At 70.8% G+C, this 16,281-nt stretch carries 13 protein-coding genes and 1 pseudogene; 7 read left to right on the top strand and 7 right to left on the bottom strand.

The window, feature by feature from the left end; genetic code table 11:
• Window positions 1-28: 28 nt before the first annotated feature.
• A complete protein-coding gene (locus tag J5Y10_RS20370; protein ID WP_209375942.1) occupies window positions 29-1,015 on the bottom strand; it encodes a Bug family tripartite tricarboxylate transporter substrate binding protein in 987 nt (328 codons plus the stop codon).
• Window positions 1,012-2,214 (bottom strand): 2-methylaconitate cis-trans isomerase PrpF family protein, encoded by a 1,203-nt coding sequence (locus tag J5Y10_RS20375; protein ID WP_209375943.1) that lies wholly within the window; start codon window positions 2,212-2,214, stop codon window positions 1,012-1,014. Before J5Y10_RS20375 ends, J5Y10_RS20370 begins: the two co-directional genes overlap by 4 nt.
• An 88-nt stretch (window positions 2,215-2,302) precedes the next feature.
• Between J5Y10_RS20375 and J5Y10_RS20380 the strand changes: the two genes are divergently transcribed.
• Both J5Y10_RS20380 and J5Y10_RS20385 read left to right on the top strand, forming a co-directional pair.
• Entirely contained in the window at window positions 2,303-3,076 is a 774-nt protein-coding gene (locus J5Y10_RS20380; RefSeq protein WP_209375944.1) for a GntR family transcriptional regulator, read from the top strand.
• A gap of 200 nt (window positions 3,077-3,276) precedes the next feature.
• Window positions 3,277-4,230: an IS5 family transposase gene (locus J5Y10_RS20385; RefSeq protein ID WP_209375945.1), complete on the top strand. Its 954-nt coding sequence runs from the start codon at window positions 3,277-3,279 to the stop codon at window positions 4,228-4,230.
• A 314-nt stretch (window positions 4,231-4,544) separates the two neighbouring features.
• Here J5Y10_RS20385 and J5Y10_RS20390 read toward each other — a convergent pair whose 3' ends face one another.
• Entirely contained in the window at window positions 4,545-5,582 is a 1,038-nt protein-coding gene (locus tag J5Y10_RS20390; RefSeq protein WP_209375946.1) for a LysR family transcriptional regulator, read from the bottom strand.
• Here J5Y10_RS20390 and J5Y10_RS20395 point away from each other — a divergent pair.
• Window positions 5,553-7,037 (top strand): M81 family metallopeptidase, encoded by a 1,485-nt coding sequence (locus J5Y10_RS20395; protein ID WP_209375947.1) that lies wholly within the window; start codon window positions 5,553-5,555, stop codon window positions 7,035-7,037. The two genes, J5Y10_RS20390 and J5Y10_RS20395, sit on opposite strands and share 30 nt — an antisense overlap.
• Window positions 7,034-8,617 carry an ABC transporter substrate-binding protein gene (locus J5Y10_RS20400; RefSeq protein WP_209375948.1) on the top strand — a complete coding sequence of 528 codons (1,584 nt, stop codon included), beginning with the start codon at window positions 7,034-7,036 and terminating at the stop codon, window positions 8,615-8,617. The genes J5Y10_RS20395 and J5Y10_RS20400 overlap by 4 nt, the downstream gene beginning before the upstream one ends.
• 321 nt (window positions 8,618-8,938) lie before the next feature.
• On the opposite strand, the gene J5Y10_RS20405 is transcribed toward J5Y10_RS20400, so the two are convergent.
• The gene (locus J5Y10_RS20405) at window positions 8,939-10,438 is read right to left on the bottom strand and encodes a cation:proton antiporter domain-containing protein (protein ID WP_209375949.1); all 1,500 of its coding nucleotides are present in this window, start codon (window positions 10,436-10,438) and stop codon (window positions 8,939-8,941) included.
• Window positions 10,439-10,551: 113 nt separating this feature from the next.
• Here J5Y10_RS20405 and J5Y10_RS20410 point away from each other — a divergent pair, with 113 nt between their 5' ends.
• On the top strand, window positions 10,552-11,322 hold the full coding sequence (locus J5Y10_RS20410; RefSeq protein ID WP_209375950.1) for a DNA polymerase III subunit epsilon: 771 nt from the start codon (window positions 10,552-10,554) through the stop codon (window positions 11,320-11,322).
• Between the two features lie 2 nt (window positions 11,323-11,324).
• Here the strand turns inward: J5Y10_RS20410 and J5Y10_RS20415 are convergent, their stop codons facing one another.
• Window positions 11,325-12,296, bottom strand: coding sequence for a LysR family transcriptional regulator (locus tag J5Y10_RS20415; protein WP_209375951.1), 972 nt, complete (start codon window positions 12,294-12,296; stop codon window positions 11,325-11,327).
• A 107-nt stretch (window positions 12,297-12,403) separates the two neighbouring features.
• Here J5Y10_RS20415 and J5Y10_RS20420 point away from each other — a divergent pair, with 107 nt between their 5' ends.
• Both J5Y10_RS20420 and J5Y10_RS20425 read left to right on the top strand, forming a co-directional pair.
• Window positions 12,404-13,831 carry an MmgE/PrpD family protein gene (locus J5Y10_RS20420; RefSeq protein ID WP_209375952.1) on the top strand — a complete coding sequence of 476 codons (1,428 nt, stop codon included), beginning with the start codon at window positions 12,404-12,406 and terminating at the stop codon, window positions 13,829-13,831.
• Window positions 13,831-14,802 carry a Bug family tripartite tricarboxylate transporter substrate binding protein gene (locus tag J5Y10_RS20425; RefSeq protein WP_209375953.1) on the top strand — a complete coding sequence of 324 codons (972 nt, stop codon included), beginning with the start codon at window positions 13,831-13,833 and terminating at the stop codon, window positions 14,800-14,802. Before J5Y10_RS20420 ends, J5Y10_RS20425 begins: the two co-directional genes overlap by 1 nt.
• A gap of 128 nt (window positions 14,803-14,930) precedes the next feature.
• On the opposite strand, the gene J5Y10_RS20430 is transcribed toward J5Y10_RS20425, so the two are convergent.
• A complete protein-coding gene (locus J5Y10_RS20430; protein ID WP_209375954.1) occupies window positions 14,931-15,899 on the bottom strand; it encodes a Bug family tripartite tricarboxylate transporter substrate binding protein in 969 nt (322 codons plus the stop codon).
• A gap of 72 nt (window positions 15,900-15,971) precedes the next feature.
• A pseudogene (locus tag J5Y10_RS20435) lies at window positions 15,972-16,281 on the bottom strand (hypothetical protein); the annotation flags it as partial.

The raw sequence follows: 16,281 nt of genomic DNA on the forward strand, positions 1-16,281 counted from the left end.
CCTGATTCAGGAGGGGGGAGCGGGGCGCCTACTCCGCCTGCGCGCCGGAGGTGGCGACGGCGCGGGCCCAGAGGGCGGTCTCCCGCCGCAGGAAGGCGCCGAACTCGGCTGTGGAGAGCTGCCGCGGCTCGCTGCCGCCCGCGCGCACGGCGTCGATCACGGGCTGCGTGCGCCCGGCGGCCCGCATGGCGGCGTTGATCGCCTCCACCACCGCGGGCGGGGTGGCGGCGGGCGCGACCATCGCGCTCCAGGTCACCACCTCGAAGCCGGGGAAGCCCTGCTCCGCCACGGTGGGCACCTCCGGCAGGGCGGCGAAGCGATCCAGGCTGGAGACGGCGATCGGCTTCACGCCGCCATCGCGGATCTGCGGCACGAGGAGCGAGCCGGCATCCATCATCATCTGCACGTCGTTGTTGAGCAGCCCCGTCAGCGCGGCGGGGGAGCCGCGATAGGGCACGTGCAGGACGTCCATCCCGGTTTCGGCCTTCAGGATCTCCGTGCCGAGATGCGCGGTGATGCCGATGCCGCCCGAGCCGTAGGAGAGCTTGCCCGGCCGGGCGCGGGCATAGGCCACCAGCTCCGGCAGGGTGGAAACGGGCAGGGACTTGTTGACGACCAGGTAGAGCCGCCCGGTGGCGCCCATGGCGACCGGCGCGAAGTCCGTCAGCGGCGCGTAGGGCAGTTTCTTGTAGAGGCCGGGGTTGATGGCGAGCTGGCCGGAGGTGCCGAAGAGCAGCGTGTAGCCATCCGCCTCGGCAGCCTTCACCGCCTCCGCGCCGATGATGCCGTTCGCGCCGGAACGGTTGTCTACCACCACGGGCTGGCCCCAGGCCTGCTGCAGCGCGGCCCCGTAGGCGCGGGCCGTCAGGTCCACCGTCTGGCCGGGCGGGTAGCCGACCACGATCCGCACGGGGCGCTGCGGGAAGGCGGGCTGGGCGCGGAGCGCCGGCGCCGCGAGGAGGGCGCCGGCCGCGCCGAGCAGGGCGCGGCGGCCAAGGGACGGGCGGCGGATCATGCCACGGCTTCCTCGATCTTCACGGGCGCCAGGACGCTGGCGGGCACATAGGCAGTGCCCTGCATCAGCCGACGGGCGGTGCGGCGGAAGGCCAGCCGCTCGAATCGCGCGCCCTCCGGCCCGGCGCCGGGACTGGCACGCACCACCACCTCCATGACACCGAGCGGATGCCCAATGCGGAGCGTGTCCGCGTTGCGCGGCGTCCCGGCCTGCACGGCCCCGTGCACCACCGTGCCGGGAATGCGGGACATTGCGGCCGTGCACATGCTGCCCGTGCCCGCCATGCTCTCGTGGCACTTGTTGTAGAAGATCAGGCGGGCCCTCAGGTCCATGGCCTCCTCCTCGACGGACCGGGCCTGGCTGTCCGCATAGGCGGCGGGCGCCGCGACCAGCACCATGAGGGGCAGGGCGGGGGATTGCGTCTCGGCCTCGCGCCAGTCCGTGGCCAGGCCGATCGCCTCGGCGGCCTTGCCCCGCAACTCGCGCATGGCGGCGATCAGGGGCTCGTCGGCGTTGATGGCGTCGGGCAACTCGCTGCCGGTGGCGCCCAGATCGGCGGCCGGGACGAAGATGCAGGGGTTCGCCACGTCGCCGATGGTCGCGCGGACCATGCGCCCGTCCTCCAGCGCGATCTCGTCCATCACCCGGCCCGTGGGCAGCACGCGGCCTGTCTTGGCGCCAGTGGTGGCGCGGTAGTCCAGCAGGATCTCGGCGCCGGTGCCGGGGACACCCGGGATGGCGAGATCGCCCTCGACCTGGGCGCGCCCGTCACGGACGGGGACGTGGGCGATCAGCAGCTTGCCCGTGTTGGTGTTAAAGATGCGGACCTCGGTAACGGGCTCCCGCGCCTCGACCATGCCCTCGTCGATGGCGAAGGGGCCGACGCCGGCGGAGATGTTGCCGCAGTTGCTGGTGTAGACGACGAGGCCCCGGCCGGGCGGGACGATGCCGTAGGTATAGTCCACGTCGGCATCCAGTCGGTTGGAAGGGGAGACGACGGCGAGCTTCGCGGTGACGAGGCGGGAGCCGCCGAGCCCATCAATCTGGAGCAGGTCCCCGCTGCCGATCAGCGCCTTCAGCAGGGCATCGCGGGAGGCGCCGGGCTGCGGCAGGTCCTCGCCTCGGAAGTACAGGCCCTTGCTGGTTCCGCCGCGCATGAGGGTGCAGCGCACGGCGTGCTGCTGGTCTCGTCCGGCCATGGCCGTTTCCTCAACTCTTCTGCCGTGACCCTAATCCTGTCATGATAGTAAAGGCAACCTGTTATAATAGGTTTCGTCTGGAGCGCCCATGAAGCCTGACCTGCCTCTCTATCGCGCAGTGCTGGACGGGCTGCACGAGGACCTGCGCAACGGGCGCCTGCCCGTAGGCGCCGCCTTGCCGAGCGAGAAGGAGTTGTGCGAGCGCTTCGGGGTCTCCCGCATCACGGTGCGGCGCGCCATGGACACGCTGGCGCAGGAGGGGCTGATCCACCGCAGCGCCGGTCGGGCGGCCCGGGTGGCCGAGCCCCGGCTGGTGCAGGCCGTCGCCGCCTTCGAGGACTCGTCGGGGCCGCTGCGGCTGGTGCGGGGCACGCGGGTGGAGCTGCTGGGGTTCGAGTGGCAACTAGCCGACGGGGCGGTGGCCCGCGCTCTCGGGATCGAGGAGGGCGACCAAGTGCTCCGCATCGCGCGGCTGCGGCGGCAGGAGGAAGCGCCGGTCTTCCACACCGTGACCTACCTGCCCGCCGAGATCGGCGCCGCGATCAACCGGCGGGCGCTTGAGGAGAGCGCCCTTCAAGAAGTGCTCGCGGCCGCCGGCTTCATCGCCGCGGGAACGGAGCGGCAGATGGGCGCCGCGCCCTGCCCGAAGGCCGTCGCCGCGCTGCTCGGCCTGCGGACGGGGGCGCCGACCTTCCGGACGGAGCGGCTGACGCGGGACGCGACCGCCCGGCCGTTGCATCTGATGATCGGGCACTGGCGGTGGGACCGCTTCGCGATGCGTCTGGTCTCTGCCCCTACGGAGGGGGGCAATCACTTGACGGTCAGCGAGATGGAACTTGGGGCGTGCCTGGAGGGAAGCTGAGCGTCGTGCGACACTGAAGCAGTTTGACCGACTTTGGCCGGGAGCGGAACTTCCGCTTTCGAGGGGAGTAGCTCGGAGAGCGGCTTACCGAGGGTGGCTGGCTATCGGCCGCTTTCTGTCCATCTATGACGTTGATATATGTTGGCGCGAGTTCGGCAGGCAGATGGGCCTTGTTGCACAAACTTTGCAGGTAGTCCTGCATGAGCAAGGCACTGGCGCAGGGCGGACGCCCGAAGGCGCGCTACCGGACACGGAACTGGCGGGAGTACGACCGAGGGCTCATTGCCCGCGGTGACCTGACCGTGTGGATTTCGCCCGATCTGGCCTGGCACACCTCAGAAGGTACGGGCAGACGTGGCCGCCCTCGGGTCTTCACGGACGCGGCGATCCAGGCGGTGCTGACGCTGAAGGTGCTGTACCAGCTGCCGCTGCGAGCCGCCCAGGGCATGGCGGGGAGCCTGATCCGGCTGGCGGGCCTGGACTGGCAGGTGCCCCACTACAGCACCCTCTCGCGGCGGCAGAAGAGCCTCACGGTCACCATCCCCTATCGTGCCCGGGGCGGCCCCTTGCACCTCGTGATCGACAGCACCGGGCTGAAGGTGCTGGGCGAGGGTGAGTGGAAGGTCAGAAAGCACGGGGCCGACAAGCGTCGGGTCTGGCGCAAGGTGCACCTGGTGATCGACGCTGACAGCCACGAGGTGCGGGCCGTGGAGATGACAGATCACCGGCATGGCGACGGCGAGATCGTACCGGGCCTGCTCGCGCAGTTGCCGGAAGGGGAGCGGATCGGGGTGATCAGTGGCGACGGCGCCTACGACACGCGCGGCGTCTACGAGGCCTCTGCGGCTCGCCAGGCCGACCTCGTCGTGCCCCCGCGGCGCAACGGCAAGCCATGGAAGAGGCGAACCACCGGAGCGACCGAGCGGAACGAGACGCTGCGCGCCATCAGGCACCTCGGACGGCGACTGTGGAAGCGATGGAGCGGCTATCACCGGCGCAGCCTAGCCGAGACGGCGATGTCCCGCCTCAAGCGCCTCGGCGAACGTCTCTCAGCCCGAGATCCGGCCCGTCAGGTCGCGGAAGTGCAGATCCGCTGCGCAATCCTGAACATCTTCAACGCCCTTGGTATGCCCGACACCGTCGCTCGCGCCTGATCAGGGCATCAAAGACCGAACCACGCCCTCAAACCGATTTCCGCAACAGCGCCCCAGCCCGCCCGGCTCTTTCCTCCATCACCGGGCGGGCGTTCCAGGGCGCGGTTTGGATCAGGTCGGCGCCCCGTTGATCGTCAGAATGGTGTCACTGGTGTAGCTGGACCGACGTGAGGCCAGAAGCACTGCCGCGTCCGCGATCTCCTCTACTGTCGCTGGGCGGCCGAAAGGCATGCTCCTGTCCGAGATGGCTTACCTCGGCGTCGCCCAGCAACGTATTGCCCGACATATCGCCGGCCTGGCCACTAATTGTAGGCTCAGGACCCAGGAGAACTGGCAAGACCTCCTCTGATTGCTGCAGCCACGGCTCGGCCACCGAGGGAAAGTGGCCGCCTCAGCCCGAGCAACAGCCGGGGGCGCAGAACGATGGCCGGTCGGAGTGGGCGAACGACCAGCCCAGGCCACCAGCCCGTAGAAAGCACTGAGTCCTCGACAATTCCAGGCAAACCCAACCGGAGCGCGGCCTCGCAGAGAACCGTCGAGGAGGCAACTTCGACCGCTGGCTTGTAGGTTCCACCGGCCGCGGCGAAGGCCGAAGCCATCCGCTCCCCGATCGGAGAAGCGACCGTATAGGAGACGTAGCGGATCCCTTTCAGCACTGGTGCCCCTACTGCTGCCCGCGCGGCCAGCGGATGCGCCGCGGGCATGACGCAGACCATGGTCGTGGCACCGACATCCTCCCCCTGAACGCGTGGGTCGTCATCGAGCAGCCGGTGAACCAGCCCGATATCTGCCGTGCCAACGGCCACTGCCTCCGTCACTTCGCGCGTTGGCAGGATTTTCAGGCCGACCTGGAGATTCGGGTGCTGCTCGGTGGCAATTCTGATGGCTTCCGGCACGATGACCGTGGCAAGGGTCGGAAGGGCCGCGATCGTCACGGGCCCACCTGCCTCCTGCCGTGCCGTCCGGGCAGCCGATTGCAGCGCGTCGACCGACCCGAGAACACCCTGCAGCGCATAAGTCATCACTTCGGCTTCAGGTGTCGGCAGCAAACGCCCACCGAGACGCTCGAAGAGCGGAAACCCGAGCCCGGCCTCCAGCTGCTGCAAGGATTTACTGATAGCTGGCTGTGAGACGCCGAGGAGTTGAGCCGCGGCTGTTACCGAGCGGAGATCGAGGACGGCGCGGAAAATCTCCAGCTCGCGCAGCTTGATTGGGCGGGTTCCCATAACCGTAAGTTTGCTCGCTCCAACTTTTCCATATTGGACTTCATGCTGCGTCGCACGGCAACCTTCCTGCCTCGCCCTACCACTGATTGGCCCCGCATGAAGCTCGCCATCGGCATGTTCAAGCATGAGACGAATACCTTCTCGCCGGTTCCGACCCGGTGGGAGGATTTCGGGCCTGGCGGTCCCCTCTTCGGGGACGAGGCCTACAGGGCCTTTCGCCACTCCGGCTACGGCCTCTCCGGCCTTCTCGACGTGGCCGAAGAAATGGGGGCGGACATCACCGTGCCGATCGCGGCGCGCGCCCTGCCGAGCGCGCCAGTGGAGCGCACGGCGTTCGAGCGGCTTTCCGACATCCTGTGCCAGGCAGCCCTTTCCTGCGACGCGATGCTGCTGGACCTGCACGGCGCCATGGTGGCCGAGGGCGTGGAGGATGGAGAGGGCGAGCTGCTGGCGCGCATCCGGCACGTTCGCCCGGGCCTGCCGATCGGCGCCTCGCTGGATTCCCACGCCAACCTCTCGGACCTATTCATCGCAAACTGCACGGTCATGCCGGGCTACCGGACCTACCCTCACACGGACATGCCGGCGACTGGGCGCATGGCAGCGCGGATGCTGCGGGATGTGCTGGAAGGGCGGCTCGACCCGGTCACCGTCGTGCGGCGCTGCCCGATGCTACCGGATATGGTGAAGTGCATTACCGATGCGGAGCCCATGTCCCTGCTGATCGAGGCGGCCGCCAGGGCGGAGCGGGAGGGCATGCCCTGCGTCACCGTCTTCACCGGTTTTCCGCTGGCCGACACGGCGGATACCGGCCTCTGCGTCCTCGCCACGGCGAGCGGGGATGCCGCGCGCGCGGCGGCGGTTGCCCAGGAGATCGTGGACCTCGCCTGGTCGCTGCGCGACCGCTTCACGACCCCGGCCTTTGAGCCGCTGGCGGACTCCATCGAGCGCGCGGCGGCCATGGGAGCTGCGGAGGGCTCGGGCCCCGTGATCCTCGCAGACATGTCCGACAACTGCCACTCGGGTGGCACCATGGATTCCATGGCCGTCATCGCCGCCGCGCTCGAGAGGGGCTTGGACGGCATCCTGGCCGGGCCGATCTGCGACCCGGAGTCGGTTGCGCGGATGATCGAGGCGGGGGTCGGCGCCACCATCACCCTCGACATCGGCGGCAAGCGGCCTATTCCAGCCCTGAAGGAGCCCCTGCACCCGCTGCGGCTCACCGGCACCGTCCGCAGCATTGCTCTGGGCCGTTTCACGGTGGAGGGGCCGATCTTCACCGGCATGCCCGTCGATCTCGGCCGCTGCGCGGTGCTGGAGACCGGCCGCCTGACGCTGGTGGTGAGTGAGGCGCGCGTGGAGGCGCTGGACCCGCTCCAGTACCGCATCTTCGGGCTGGAGCCGACGCGCTTCCGCTATGTCGTCCTGAAGTCGAAGACCAACCACCGCCCGAGCTTCCTGCCGCTCGCCCGCGCCAACGTCGAATGCCAGGGGCCCGGTGTGGCCACGCTCGACCTGCAAGCGCTCGACTTCCGGCACGTCCGCCGCCCCATCTTTCCCCTGGACAGGAGCAACGCATGATCCGCCACCCGGCACGGCGCATCCTCGCCGCCCTCGCGCTTGTCCTCGGTATCGGGGGCACTGCGGAAGCCCAGACCACCATCCGCTGGGGGAACAACGGCGAGGTCACCACCATGGACCCGCACGGCGTGTTCAGCACGGCCAATGCGGCCCTGCTGGGCAACATCTACGATTCCCTCGTGCGGCTGGATCGCAATCTGGTTTTCCAGCCCGGGCTCGCCACCGCCTGGGTGGCGGTGGCGCCCGACCATTACCGCTTCACCATCCGCCAGGGCGTGCGGTTCCACGACGGCACGCCCATGACGGCGGCGGATGTCGTCGCTTCGATACGGCGCGCCAGCGTGCCGAACTCGCCCTATGCCTCCGTGACCCACATGATCCGGGAGGTGCAGCAGAGCGGTCCCGATACGGTCGATGTCCTGCTCCGCGGGCCCTACCCGGTCCTCATCAACGACCTTGCCGGCATCTCGATCCTGAGCGAGGCCTGGATGAAGGCCCATGACGCCCTGCTTCCCACCGACCCGGCCCGCGGGACGGCCGGCTACGCCAACGTCAACACCAACGGCACCGGCCCTTTCCGCCTCGTCTCGCGCCAGCTGGATTCTGAGACCGTGCTCGAGGCTTTCCCGGACTGGTGGGACAAGCGGGAGCACAACATCGACCGGATCTCCTTCCGGCCGGTGCCGAACGACGCCACCCGCCTCGCCGGCCTGCTCTCCGGCCAGCTGGACGTGATCACGCCCGTGCCGCTCCAGGACGCCGAGCGCCTGCGGCAGAATCCGGGCATCACCCTCGTCGAGGCGCAGGACTTGCGCGTCATGTATTTCGGTTTCAACGTTGGGGCAGCCCACCAGACGGCCGCGGGCGCCGGCCCCAACCCGCTGGCGGACCGCCGCGTGCGGCAGGCGATGACCATGGCGCTCGATGTGCCGGCCATCACCCGCGCCATCATGCGCGGCCTGACCCAGCCGACCCATGCCCTGATCGCCCGCGAGATCACGGGCTACGAGCCCGCGCAGGCGGTGCAGCGCGCCAGCTACGACCCGGAGGGCGCCAAGCGGCTGCTCGCCGAGGCCGGCTACCCGGACGGCTTCACCATCGGGCTGGAATGTCCCAACGACCGCTTCGTGAACGGCGACCGGCTCTGCCAGGCGGCCGCGGCGATGTGGGCGCGCGTGGGGGTGAAGGTCAGCTACTCCGGCGCGCGCTACGCCGCCTTTATCCAGCGCTTCCTGAAGCAGGAACCGGACATGTACCTGATGGGCTGGGCCAATACGCCGCAGCTCGATGGCTTCTCCATCCTGAACAACGTCTTTCACACCCGGGACCAGCGGAGCGGCAGCTGGAACGCCGGCGGGTACGCGGATCCTGCTTTCGATGCCCTCGTCGACCGGACAGCGACCGAGATGGACCTCGGAAAGCGCACGAGCCTGCTGACCGAGGCCTTCGCCCTGGAGCGGGCAAACTTCTGGGCCATTCCACTCTACCGAGAGCCTATGCTGCTTGCCTCCCGCAAGGGTTTCGAGGTGCCCGCCTTTGCGGATGGCCGGATGCGCTTCTGGCTGGCGCGGGCACCATAGCAGAGTGGGAGACTGCGTCCGGGACCTAAGCGTGCGTATTGAGGGCTGCTATTGCCTGATCAGGGCTCGGGCCTGCGTCCCGATTATAGTGCTCTGGTCAGGCATTCTGCCCCGAGCGCCTACTCTCGCTTACGAAGCGCTCCATCGCAAAGCTGCGGACTGGGCGAAGGTGATACGCCGTCGCGGCGGAGGCGCTCACGGAGCGCGTGACGCGCGCAGCACTGGAGGACGTCGTGTCCCGGGACGTGGCTGGAGAGGCGGCCCTGCACGACCCCGCGTTCCGGCCCGTGCCGGCATCGGGCGTGTGGGCCCGTGCGCGGCTCAGGGCCTTGGAGGTGCCGCGCCGGGCTCGGCGTCGCCCTCCGCCGCCCGCTTCCGCAGATCTCCCTCGCGCAGAAGATTGTGCAGCGTCTCGTCTCCGATCTCGTCCCCCTCCCGCATCTCCACCAGGACGCGCCGCTCGGCCGCGATCCCCTCGGAGTGCGCGTCATCCTCGCCTGTGGCCCGCTCGCGCGCCTCGGTCGCGGCCCCGCGCGCCCGCGCCTCCTCCCCCTTCGCATCCCCGCTGCCCTGCAGCGCCGCCGCGCGGATCGCGCGCCGCAGGGTGAAGCCCTGGACGCCAACGGAGCCGAGCACGACGAGCGCCGCGACGACGAGCAGCAGGCCACGCTCCACGACCGGGGTCCCGTCCGGCCAGGCCGTGGGCACCGAGAGCACGACGACGAGGCCGAGGACGGAGCGGGTGGAGGCCCAGGCCATCACGCCCGCCGCGGCCGCCCGCCCGGCCGTGTCCTCCCCGGCCAACGCCTCCCGCACGGGCGGCAGGCGCGTCGAGAGCGCGGAGCCGAGCCAGGAGAGGAGAAGCACGAGGAGGAGGATGCCCGCGGCCGCCGCGACGGCGGTGGCCGGCGACCAGCCCCCGAGATCGCCGAGGGCGTCCGGCACCGCCAGCCCGGCCAGGAGGAACAGGATGGAGGAGACGAGCAGGCTCGCCTCCTCCCAGAACGCCATGCCGGAGATCCGGGCCTCGGCGGAGGAGCGGGCCTCCCCGGTCCGGGTATCCACCCGCGCCGCGGAGACGGCGAGCGCCGCGGCAATGACCGTCACCGCGAGCGAGAGGCCGAGGCTCCGTGCTGCGAGCGCGCCGAGGTAGGGCGTGGCGAGAGAGACCGCGATCTCGACCGGCGCCGGCCCCGCCCGGTCGCGCAGCCAGAGGACGGCGCGGCCGATACCCAGACCGACGGCGGAGCCGCCGAGCAGGGCCCAGGCGACGTGCAGCGCCCCCTCCCCGATTCCGGGCGGCGCGCCCTCGCGGACGGAGGAGGCGATGATGGCGAGCGCGGTGAGCGCCACGACGCGGGAGGCCATCTCGCGCGCCTTCAGCGCGTCGGCCAGGGCGCGGGGCACGCGCGGGACACCCTTCACCTCCTGGAACAGGCGCGTGTCGAACAGCGCGGCGACGACGCCGAGCACCAGCGCGGCGGCCGGCGGAAGGCCCGGCAAGAGGAGGAAGTGCACGGCCGCCGCGACGCCCAGCACGGTGGCCAGCGCGAGTCCGCCCCCGACGGCCACCCCCGGCAGCAGCGCGTGCCGCAGCAGATGCGGCGTGATGCGGACCGCGGCGGCGTAGATGACCGGGGGCAGGAAGAGCCAGATCGCGAGGTCCGGGTCCACCTTCACCGGGACGTCGCCCGGCAGGAAGCCGACCGCGAGGCCGGTGCCGAACAGGACCACCGTCGCCGGCACGCCCAGCAGATGCGACAGGGCCAGCAACGGCCCGATCCCCGCGAGGAGGAGGGCCACGAACTCGACAGCTCCCATGCCCCTCACCCCTGCACGCGGACGGAACGTGCGCGGGGCGGCCCCGTTACGCCGGGCCGGACGCGGCGAGGCCAATGGGTCGAACCCTGGGCCCCGTCATCGGTTATGGGCCTATGATGGAGAGTCCTGCGCCGCCGACGGCGCGTCTGCGCGTCATCGACCTCGAGACGACCGGGGACAGCTTCGCTAATGGCGGCGTGGTGGAGATCGGCTGGCAGGATCTGGCGCAGGGGGCCGACGGCAGCTGGGACCTGGATGGCATTCCGGGGTCGCGGCTCGTTCGCCCGGATTTTCCCATATCCGCCGTCACCTCGGCCATCCACCACATCGTGGAGGAGGACGTGGCGGAGGCGAGGCCCTGGGCCGAGGTGGCGCCGGATATCCTGCGCGGCGGGCACGCGGTCGCGCTCGCCGCCCACCGCGCGGCGTTCGAGCAGCGCTGGTGCACGCCGGCCCTGAGTGGGCGAGCGCGCTGGATCTGCACGTGGAAGTGCGCCCTGCGTGTCTGGCCGGACGCCCCCACCCACTCCAACCAGGGCCTGCGTTACTGGCGCAGCTCGGCGGGGCTGGATCGCGCGACGGGGCTGCCCGCGCACCGGGCCGGCCCCGACGCCTATGTGACGGCGCACCACCTGCGCGACATGCTGGCCCTGGCGAGCGTGGACCGGCTGCTGGCTTGGTCGGCGGAGCCGGCGCTGCTGGTGCGCGTGCCGAGCGGGCCCCTTCGCGGGCGGCGTTGGGACGAGTTGGACGGGACGCAGCTCGGCCGCGCGCTGGAGGGGGCTTTCGGGCGGAACCCGGACATGCTCTTCACGGCGCGGACGGAGCTGGCGCGCCGCGGTGGGGGATCAGGCTCGCCGGAGCAGCCTCGCCTTGATGTGTGACCCTACCCTGCGGGCTGGCCTGCGGGCCCGAGGCCCAGTCCATCGCCGCGCCCGCCGCCCCTCTCATCCGGCCCGGCGAACCCGTGCGCGGCACTCACCGACGCCGCGGTAGCTGAGAGATTGTGCAGCGTCTCCGACCTGCTCCCACCGCGATAGGCGAGACCGAGCACGGCCCGTAGCCCACTCCCTGCCAGGGCGAGGTAGCGCACCGCGTCGGGACGCAGGTGCTGCATGCAGGCCGGCACGACCGCCACACCCATCCCCGCCGCGACGAAGTTGATGGCGGCCGTCAGCTCCGGCGCGTCCTGCCCGATGCGTGGCGAGAAGCCGAGCCGCATGCACTCCGAGACGATCTGCTCCGAGAGGCCGGAACCGCCGCGGCGCGGGTAGAGGATGAAGGGATCGTCCCGCAGGACCTCCAGGCGGACGGAGCGACGCCTCACCGCGGGATGGCCGGAGGGCACCGCGGCCACCATCGGCTCCTCCAGCAGCCAGCGCACCTCGACCACCGGGTCCGGAACCAGCGGAGGACGAACGAACGCGGCGTCGAGGTCGTCCGCCTTCAGGGCCGCGGTGAGCAGGGCGGTGCGCCGCTCCACCAAGCCGATCTCAACGTCGGGCCACCTCGCCCGGTAGGTCTTCAGAACTTCCGTGACGAAGGGGCTGAAGGAGGCGGAGGCAGTGAAGCCGACGCGCAGCTTGCCGATCTCGCCGCGCTCCGCCCGACGAGCCAGCACAGCCGCCCGCTCGGCGCGGTCCAGGATGGCGCGAGCCTCCTCAAGGAACACGGTCCCGGCAGCCGTGAGCTCGATGCGCCGCCCCACGCGATGGAAGAGCCGGACGTCCAGCTCGGCCTCCAGCGACTTGATCTGGTGCGTGAGCGGCGGCTGGGCAATCCCGAGAAGGGCTGCGGCGCGCGTGACGTTCAGTTCCTCCGCCACCGCGCGGAAGTAGCGGAGATGCCTGAGTTCCATTTCCATATCCTGCACGTATGGGTTTGGGACGAGCAATATATTGGACCGGTAGGACGGCGCCCTTCTAGCCTCATCGACATCGGATGCCTGCAGAGGAGACGTCGTCCATGAGCGGAGAACCGCCTGTCCTGCTCCAGCACGCCACGCGCGACCTGGCGCGCTTCGCTGCCGGGCTGCGCTACGAGGACCTGCCGCCCGAGGTGGTGGAGCGCGCCAAGCTGTGCCTGCTCGACGGGCTCGGCGTCTGCCTGCAGGGCGCGCTGCTGCCCTGGACGCGCATGGTGCAGGAGGTTGTGGAGGCCGAGGGCGGAGTTCCCGCGGCGTCCCTGTGGGGGACTGGGCTGCGGGGCTCGCTCTCCCAGGCGGTGCTCGTAAACAGCACGGCCGGGCACGGCTTCGAGATGGACGACATCCACAAGGAGTCCATCCTTCACCCGAACTCGCTCACGACGCCGATCGCGCTGGGCTGGGCCGAGGCGGAGGGCGCTGTCAGCGGGCGCGAGCTGCTCGCGGCCATCGTCGCGGGCTACGAGGTCGGGACCCGCGTCGGCAACGCCGCCACCATGGCGCTGTTCCTGGACGGCTTCCATCCCCAGGGCACCAGCGGCACCTTCGTGGCCGCCGCGACCGCCGGGCGCCTGCGCGGGCTGGACGCGGGGCGGATGCAGCACGCCCTCGGGATCGCGGGCTCCATGGCGGCGGGCCTCATGGCCGCGCAGGAGGGGGCCATGGTGAAGCGCCTCCATGCTGGCCGGGCCGCACAGTCCGGGGTGCTCGCGGCCGCGCTGGCGGCGCGCGGCTTCACGGGGATCACGGAGATCCTGGAGGCCGGCTACGGGGGCTATCTCAGCTCCTTCTCCAGCCGCCCCGTGCCGGAGAAGCTGACGGCGGGCCTCGGGGAGAGCTGGGAGACGCTCAACGTCGGGTTTAAGATGTACCCGACCGTCACCAGCATCCACACCGCGCTGGACGCGCTGCGCCAGCTGATGGCGGCCCACGGCTTCCCGCACAGGGACATCGCCCGCGTGGATGTCGGCATGGGGCACATGACTTACGTGCACACGGCCTGGCCCTATCGTCCGGCCGGCATCACGGCCGCGCAGATGAACCTGTCCTTCGGGCTGGCCGTCACCGCCCTCGGCGGCACTGTCACCGCGGGCGACTTCACGGAGGAGCGGCTGCGCGACCCCGGGCTGCTGGACTTCATTGCCCGGGTGCACGCCCACGAGGATTCCGGGATCGAGGCCATGGGGGCCCCCTTCCGACACGCCTGCCGGATGACAGTGACCCTGCGGGACGGAGCCACCCACAGCCACGAGGAGCTGAACCGGCGCGGCAGCCCGGAGAACCCGGTGAGCTTCGCCGAGATCGAGGCGAAGTTCCGGGGCAACGTGTCGGGCATCCTGACCGACCGTGAGGCGGACCAGGTCGTCAGCCACGTCAGCCACTTCGAGAGGCTGTCGGATTGCGGGGAGCTGCTGGCCATCCTCTCCGCCGACCGGCGCTCCTTCGCGCTCACCGAGGAGGTGCGCTGATGTCCATCACCCGTCGCCACCTGCTTCGCGGCGCGGCCACCGTGCCGCTGCTCGCGCGGGGCGCCACGGCCCAGCCGCAGGCCGTTACCATGGTCGTGCCCTACGCCCCCGGGGGCGGCACCGACATCGTCGGGCGCAGCTTCGCGCAGCTCTTCTCGCGGGAGCTGGACCGCACCGTGGTGGTAGAGAACCGCAGCGGCGCGGCCGGGCACATCGGCACCACCTCCGTTGCGCGCGCCCGGCCGGACGGCAATACGCTACTCTACTCTGTCAGCACCCATATCGTGGTCAACCCGCACCTGCAGCGCGGAGCCGGGACGGAACTCGTGGCCGCGATGGTGCCGGTCGTGCAGGCCACCTCCTACCAGTACGTGCTCGCCGCCGATCCCGACCTCGGCGTCTCCAGCCTCGCGGAGCTGGTCGCGCTGGTGAAGTCCAGGGCTGTCGGCAGCATGGCCTATTCCTCGGCGGGCGTTGGCAGCAACAACCACTTGGCGGCGGTCGTCTTCTGCGATGCCGCCGGCATTCAGATGGAGCACGTGCCCTACCGCGGCAGCCTACCGGCCCTGCTGGACGTGGTGGCGCACCGTGTGGCGCTGATCTTCAGCTCGCCGGCCCCGGCCATTCCTCTGGTGAGGGAGGGAAAGCTGCGGGCCCTGGCCGTGACGGGCGACCACCGTATGGACGCGCTGCCGGAGGTACCCACGCTGTCCGAGGCCGGCCTGACCGGCGTGACCATCACCGGCTGGCACGGCGTCTTCGCCCCCGGCGGCACCCCGGCCGAGCTGATGGGCCAGTACGAGGCGGCAGCGCGGCGGGCGGTGGCGACGGAGGAGTTCCGGAGGCGCATCGCCCTGGAGGGGATGGAGCCGGCTCCGGACCGGCCCATCGGGGCGTTCGCGGCCTCGGTGCGGGAGGAGACGGCGTACTGGGGCCGCAAGCTCGCGGAAATGCGGATCCGGATGGAGTAGGGCCGCCAAGGATCCCTTCTTGCGCCCGGGCCGCGGCTCGGGCGCGGTCGGCCCGGCCCGGCCACGTCCCGTTCGGGGCGAGCCGGCCCGATTCCCCGGAACTGCGCCCGATTGCTCTGCGCCGCGCGTCAGAAGGTGATCCGCGTATCCGCCACGATCCGGCGGATGAGCGCGCGTTCGCGTTCCAGCTGCGCGCCGAAGGCGGCGCGGTTCATGCTGCCGGGCTCGCTGCCGATGCGGCGCAGGGCATCGCCGGTCTGCGGGTCCTCCAGTGCGGTGCGAAGGGCCTGCTCCAGGCGTTCCAGCACCGGCTCCGGCGTTCCGCTGCGCGCAAAGAGGGCGTTCCATCCGGCGAGGTCGACGTCGGGGTAGCCGGAGGAGGCGATCGGCGGGACCTGGGGCAGCAGGGGGCTGCGGTCCCGGCTGGTCAGGCCGATGGCCCGCGCCTTCCCCGTCGGTAGCAGGGGTTCCAGCGAGGAGGCGCTCAAGACTGCCGCCTCCAGGTTGCCCGCGAGCAGGTCCGCAGCGGCCTCAGCCCCGCCACGATAGGTAATGTGCTCCAAGGTGAGCCCGGCCGCGTGGCCGAGCAGCGCGCCCGCGAGGTGGCCGATGCTGCCGACCCCGGGCGAGCCGTAGCTGATCGGCTTCCCTCGCCCGTAGCGCACGAAGCTCGCCAGGTCCGCGGCGGGAAAGGAGGCGGTCACCGCCAGAACATAGGGCTGCGCGGTCGCGAGCCCGACCGGCGCGAAGGCGTGCTCGTAGTCGAAGGGCAGGTTCCGGATAGCCAGTGGGACGATCAGGAAGGAGGCGGCATCGAAGAGCAGCGTGTAGCCATCGGCGGGCGCATTGGCGACGAGCCCGGCCCCGATGGAGCCGCCCGCACCGCTGCGGTTCTCAATGACGACCGGCTGGCCCAGGGCCGCGGCGAGGCGCGGCTGGATCAGGCGCGCCACCGTGTCCGTCTGGCCCCCTGGCGCATAGGGCACGATGACGCGGAGCGGGCGCGTCGGCCATGAGGCGTGGGGGCGCTCCGTCTGGGCGTGCGCGATCAGGGGCATGCTGGCAGCCGCCAGCACCAGCCCTCGCCTGGTTGGCATCGGGACGATCCTCATTCTCTAGTCGGCTGTGCGAAGCGCGACGGCGGGTGGCTTCCTCACCCGCCGCGCCGGTCAGGGCAGGTCCAGGACGGGCTTGCCCACGACCCGGCGCTCCTCCAGCGCCGCATGGGCCTCCTCGACGTTGTCCAGCGAGTAGCGCCCGGCGATCTCGATGGAGAGGTCCTCGTCGAGAAGCCCTCCGAAGATATCCGCGGCCCTGCGCCGGATGGTCGGACCGTCCGGCAGGTGGTCGGCAAGACGCGGCCGCGTGAGGAACAGCGACCCGGCCTCGCCAAGCTCGATGGGATCAAGGTCCCGCACCGGCCCGCCGACCGCGCCGAAGTTCACGACCAACCCGCGCTTGCGGGCAGCGCGAAAACTG

The organism is Roseomonas indoligenes, from assembly GCF_017813365.1.
Classification (GTDB): domain Bacteria; phylum Pseudomonadota; class Alphaproteobacteria; order Acetobacterales; family Acetobacteraceae; genus Roseomonas; species Roseomonas indoligenes.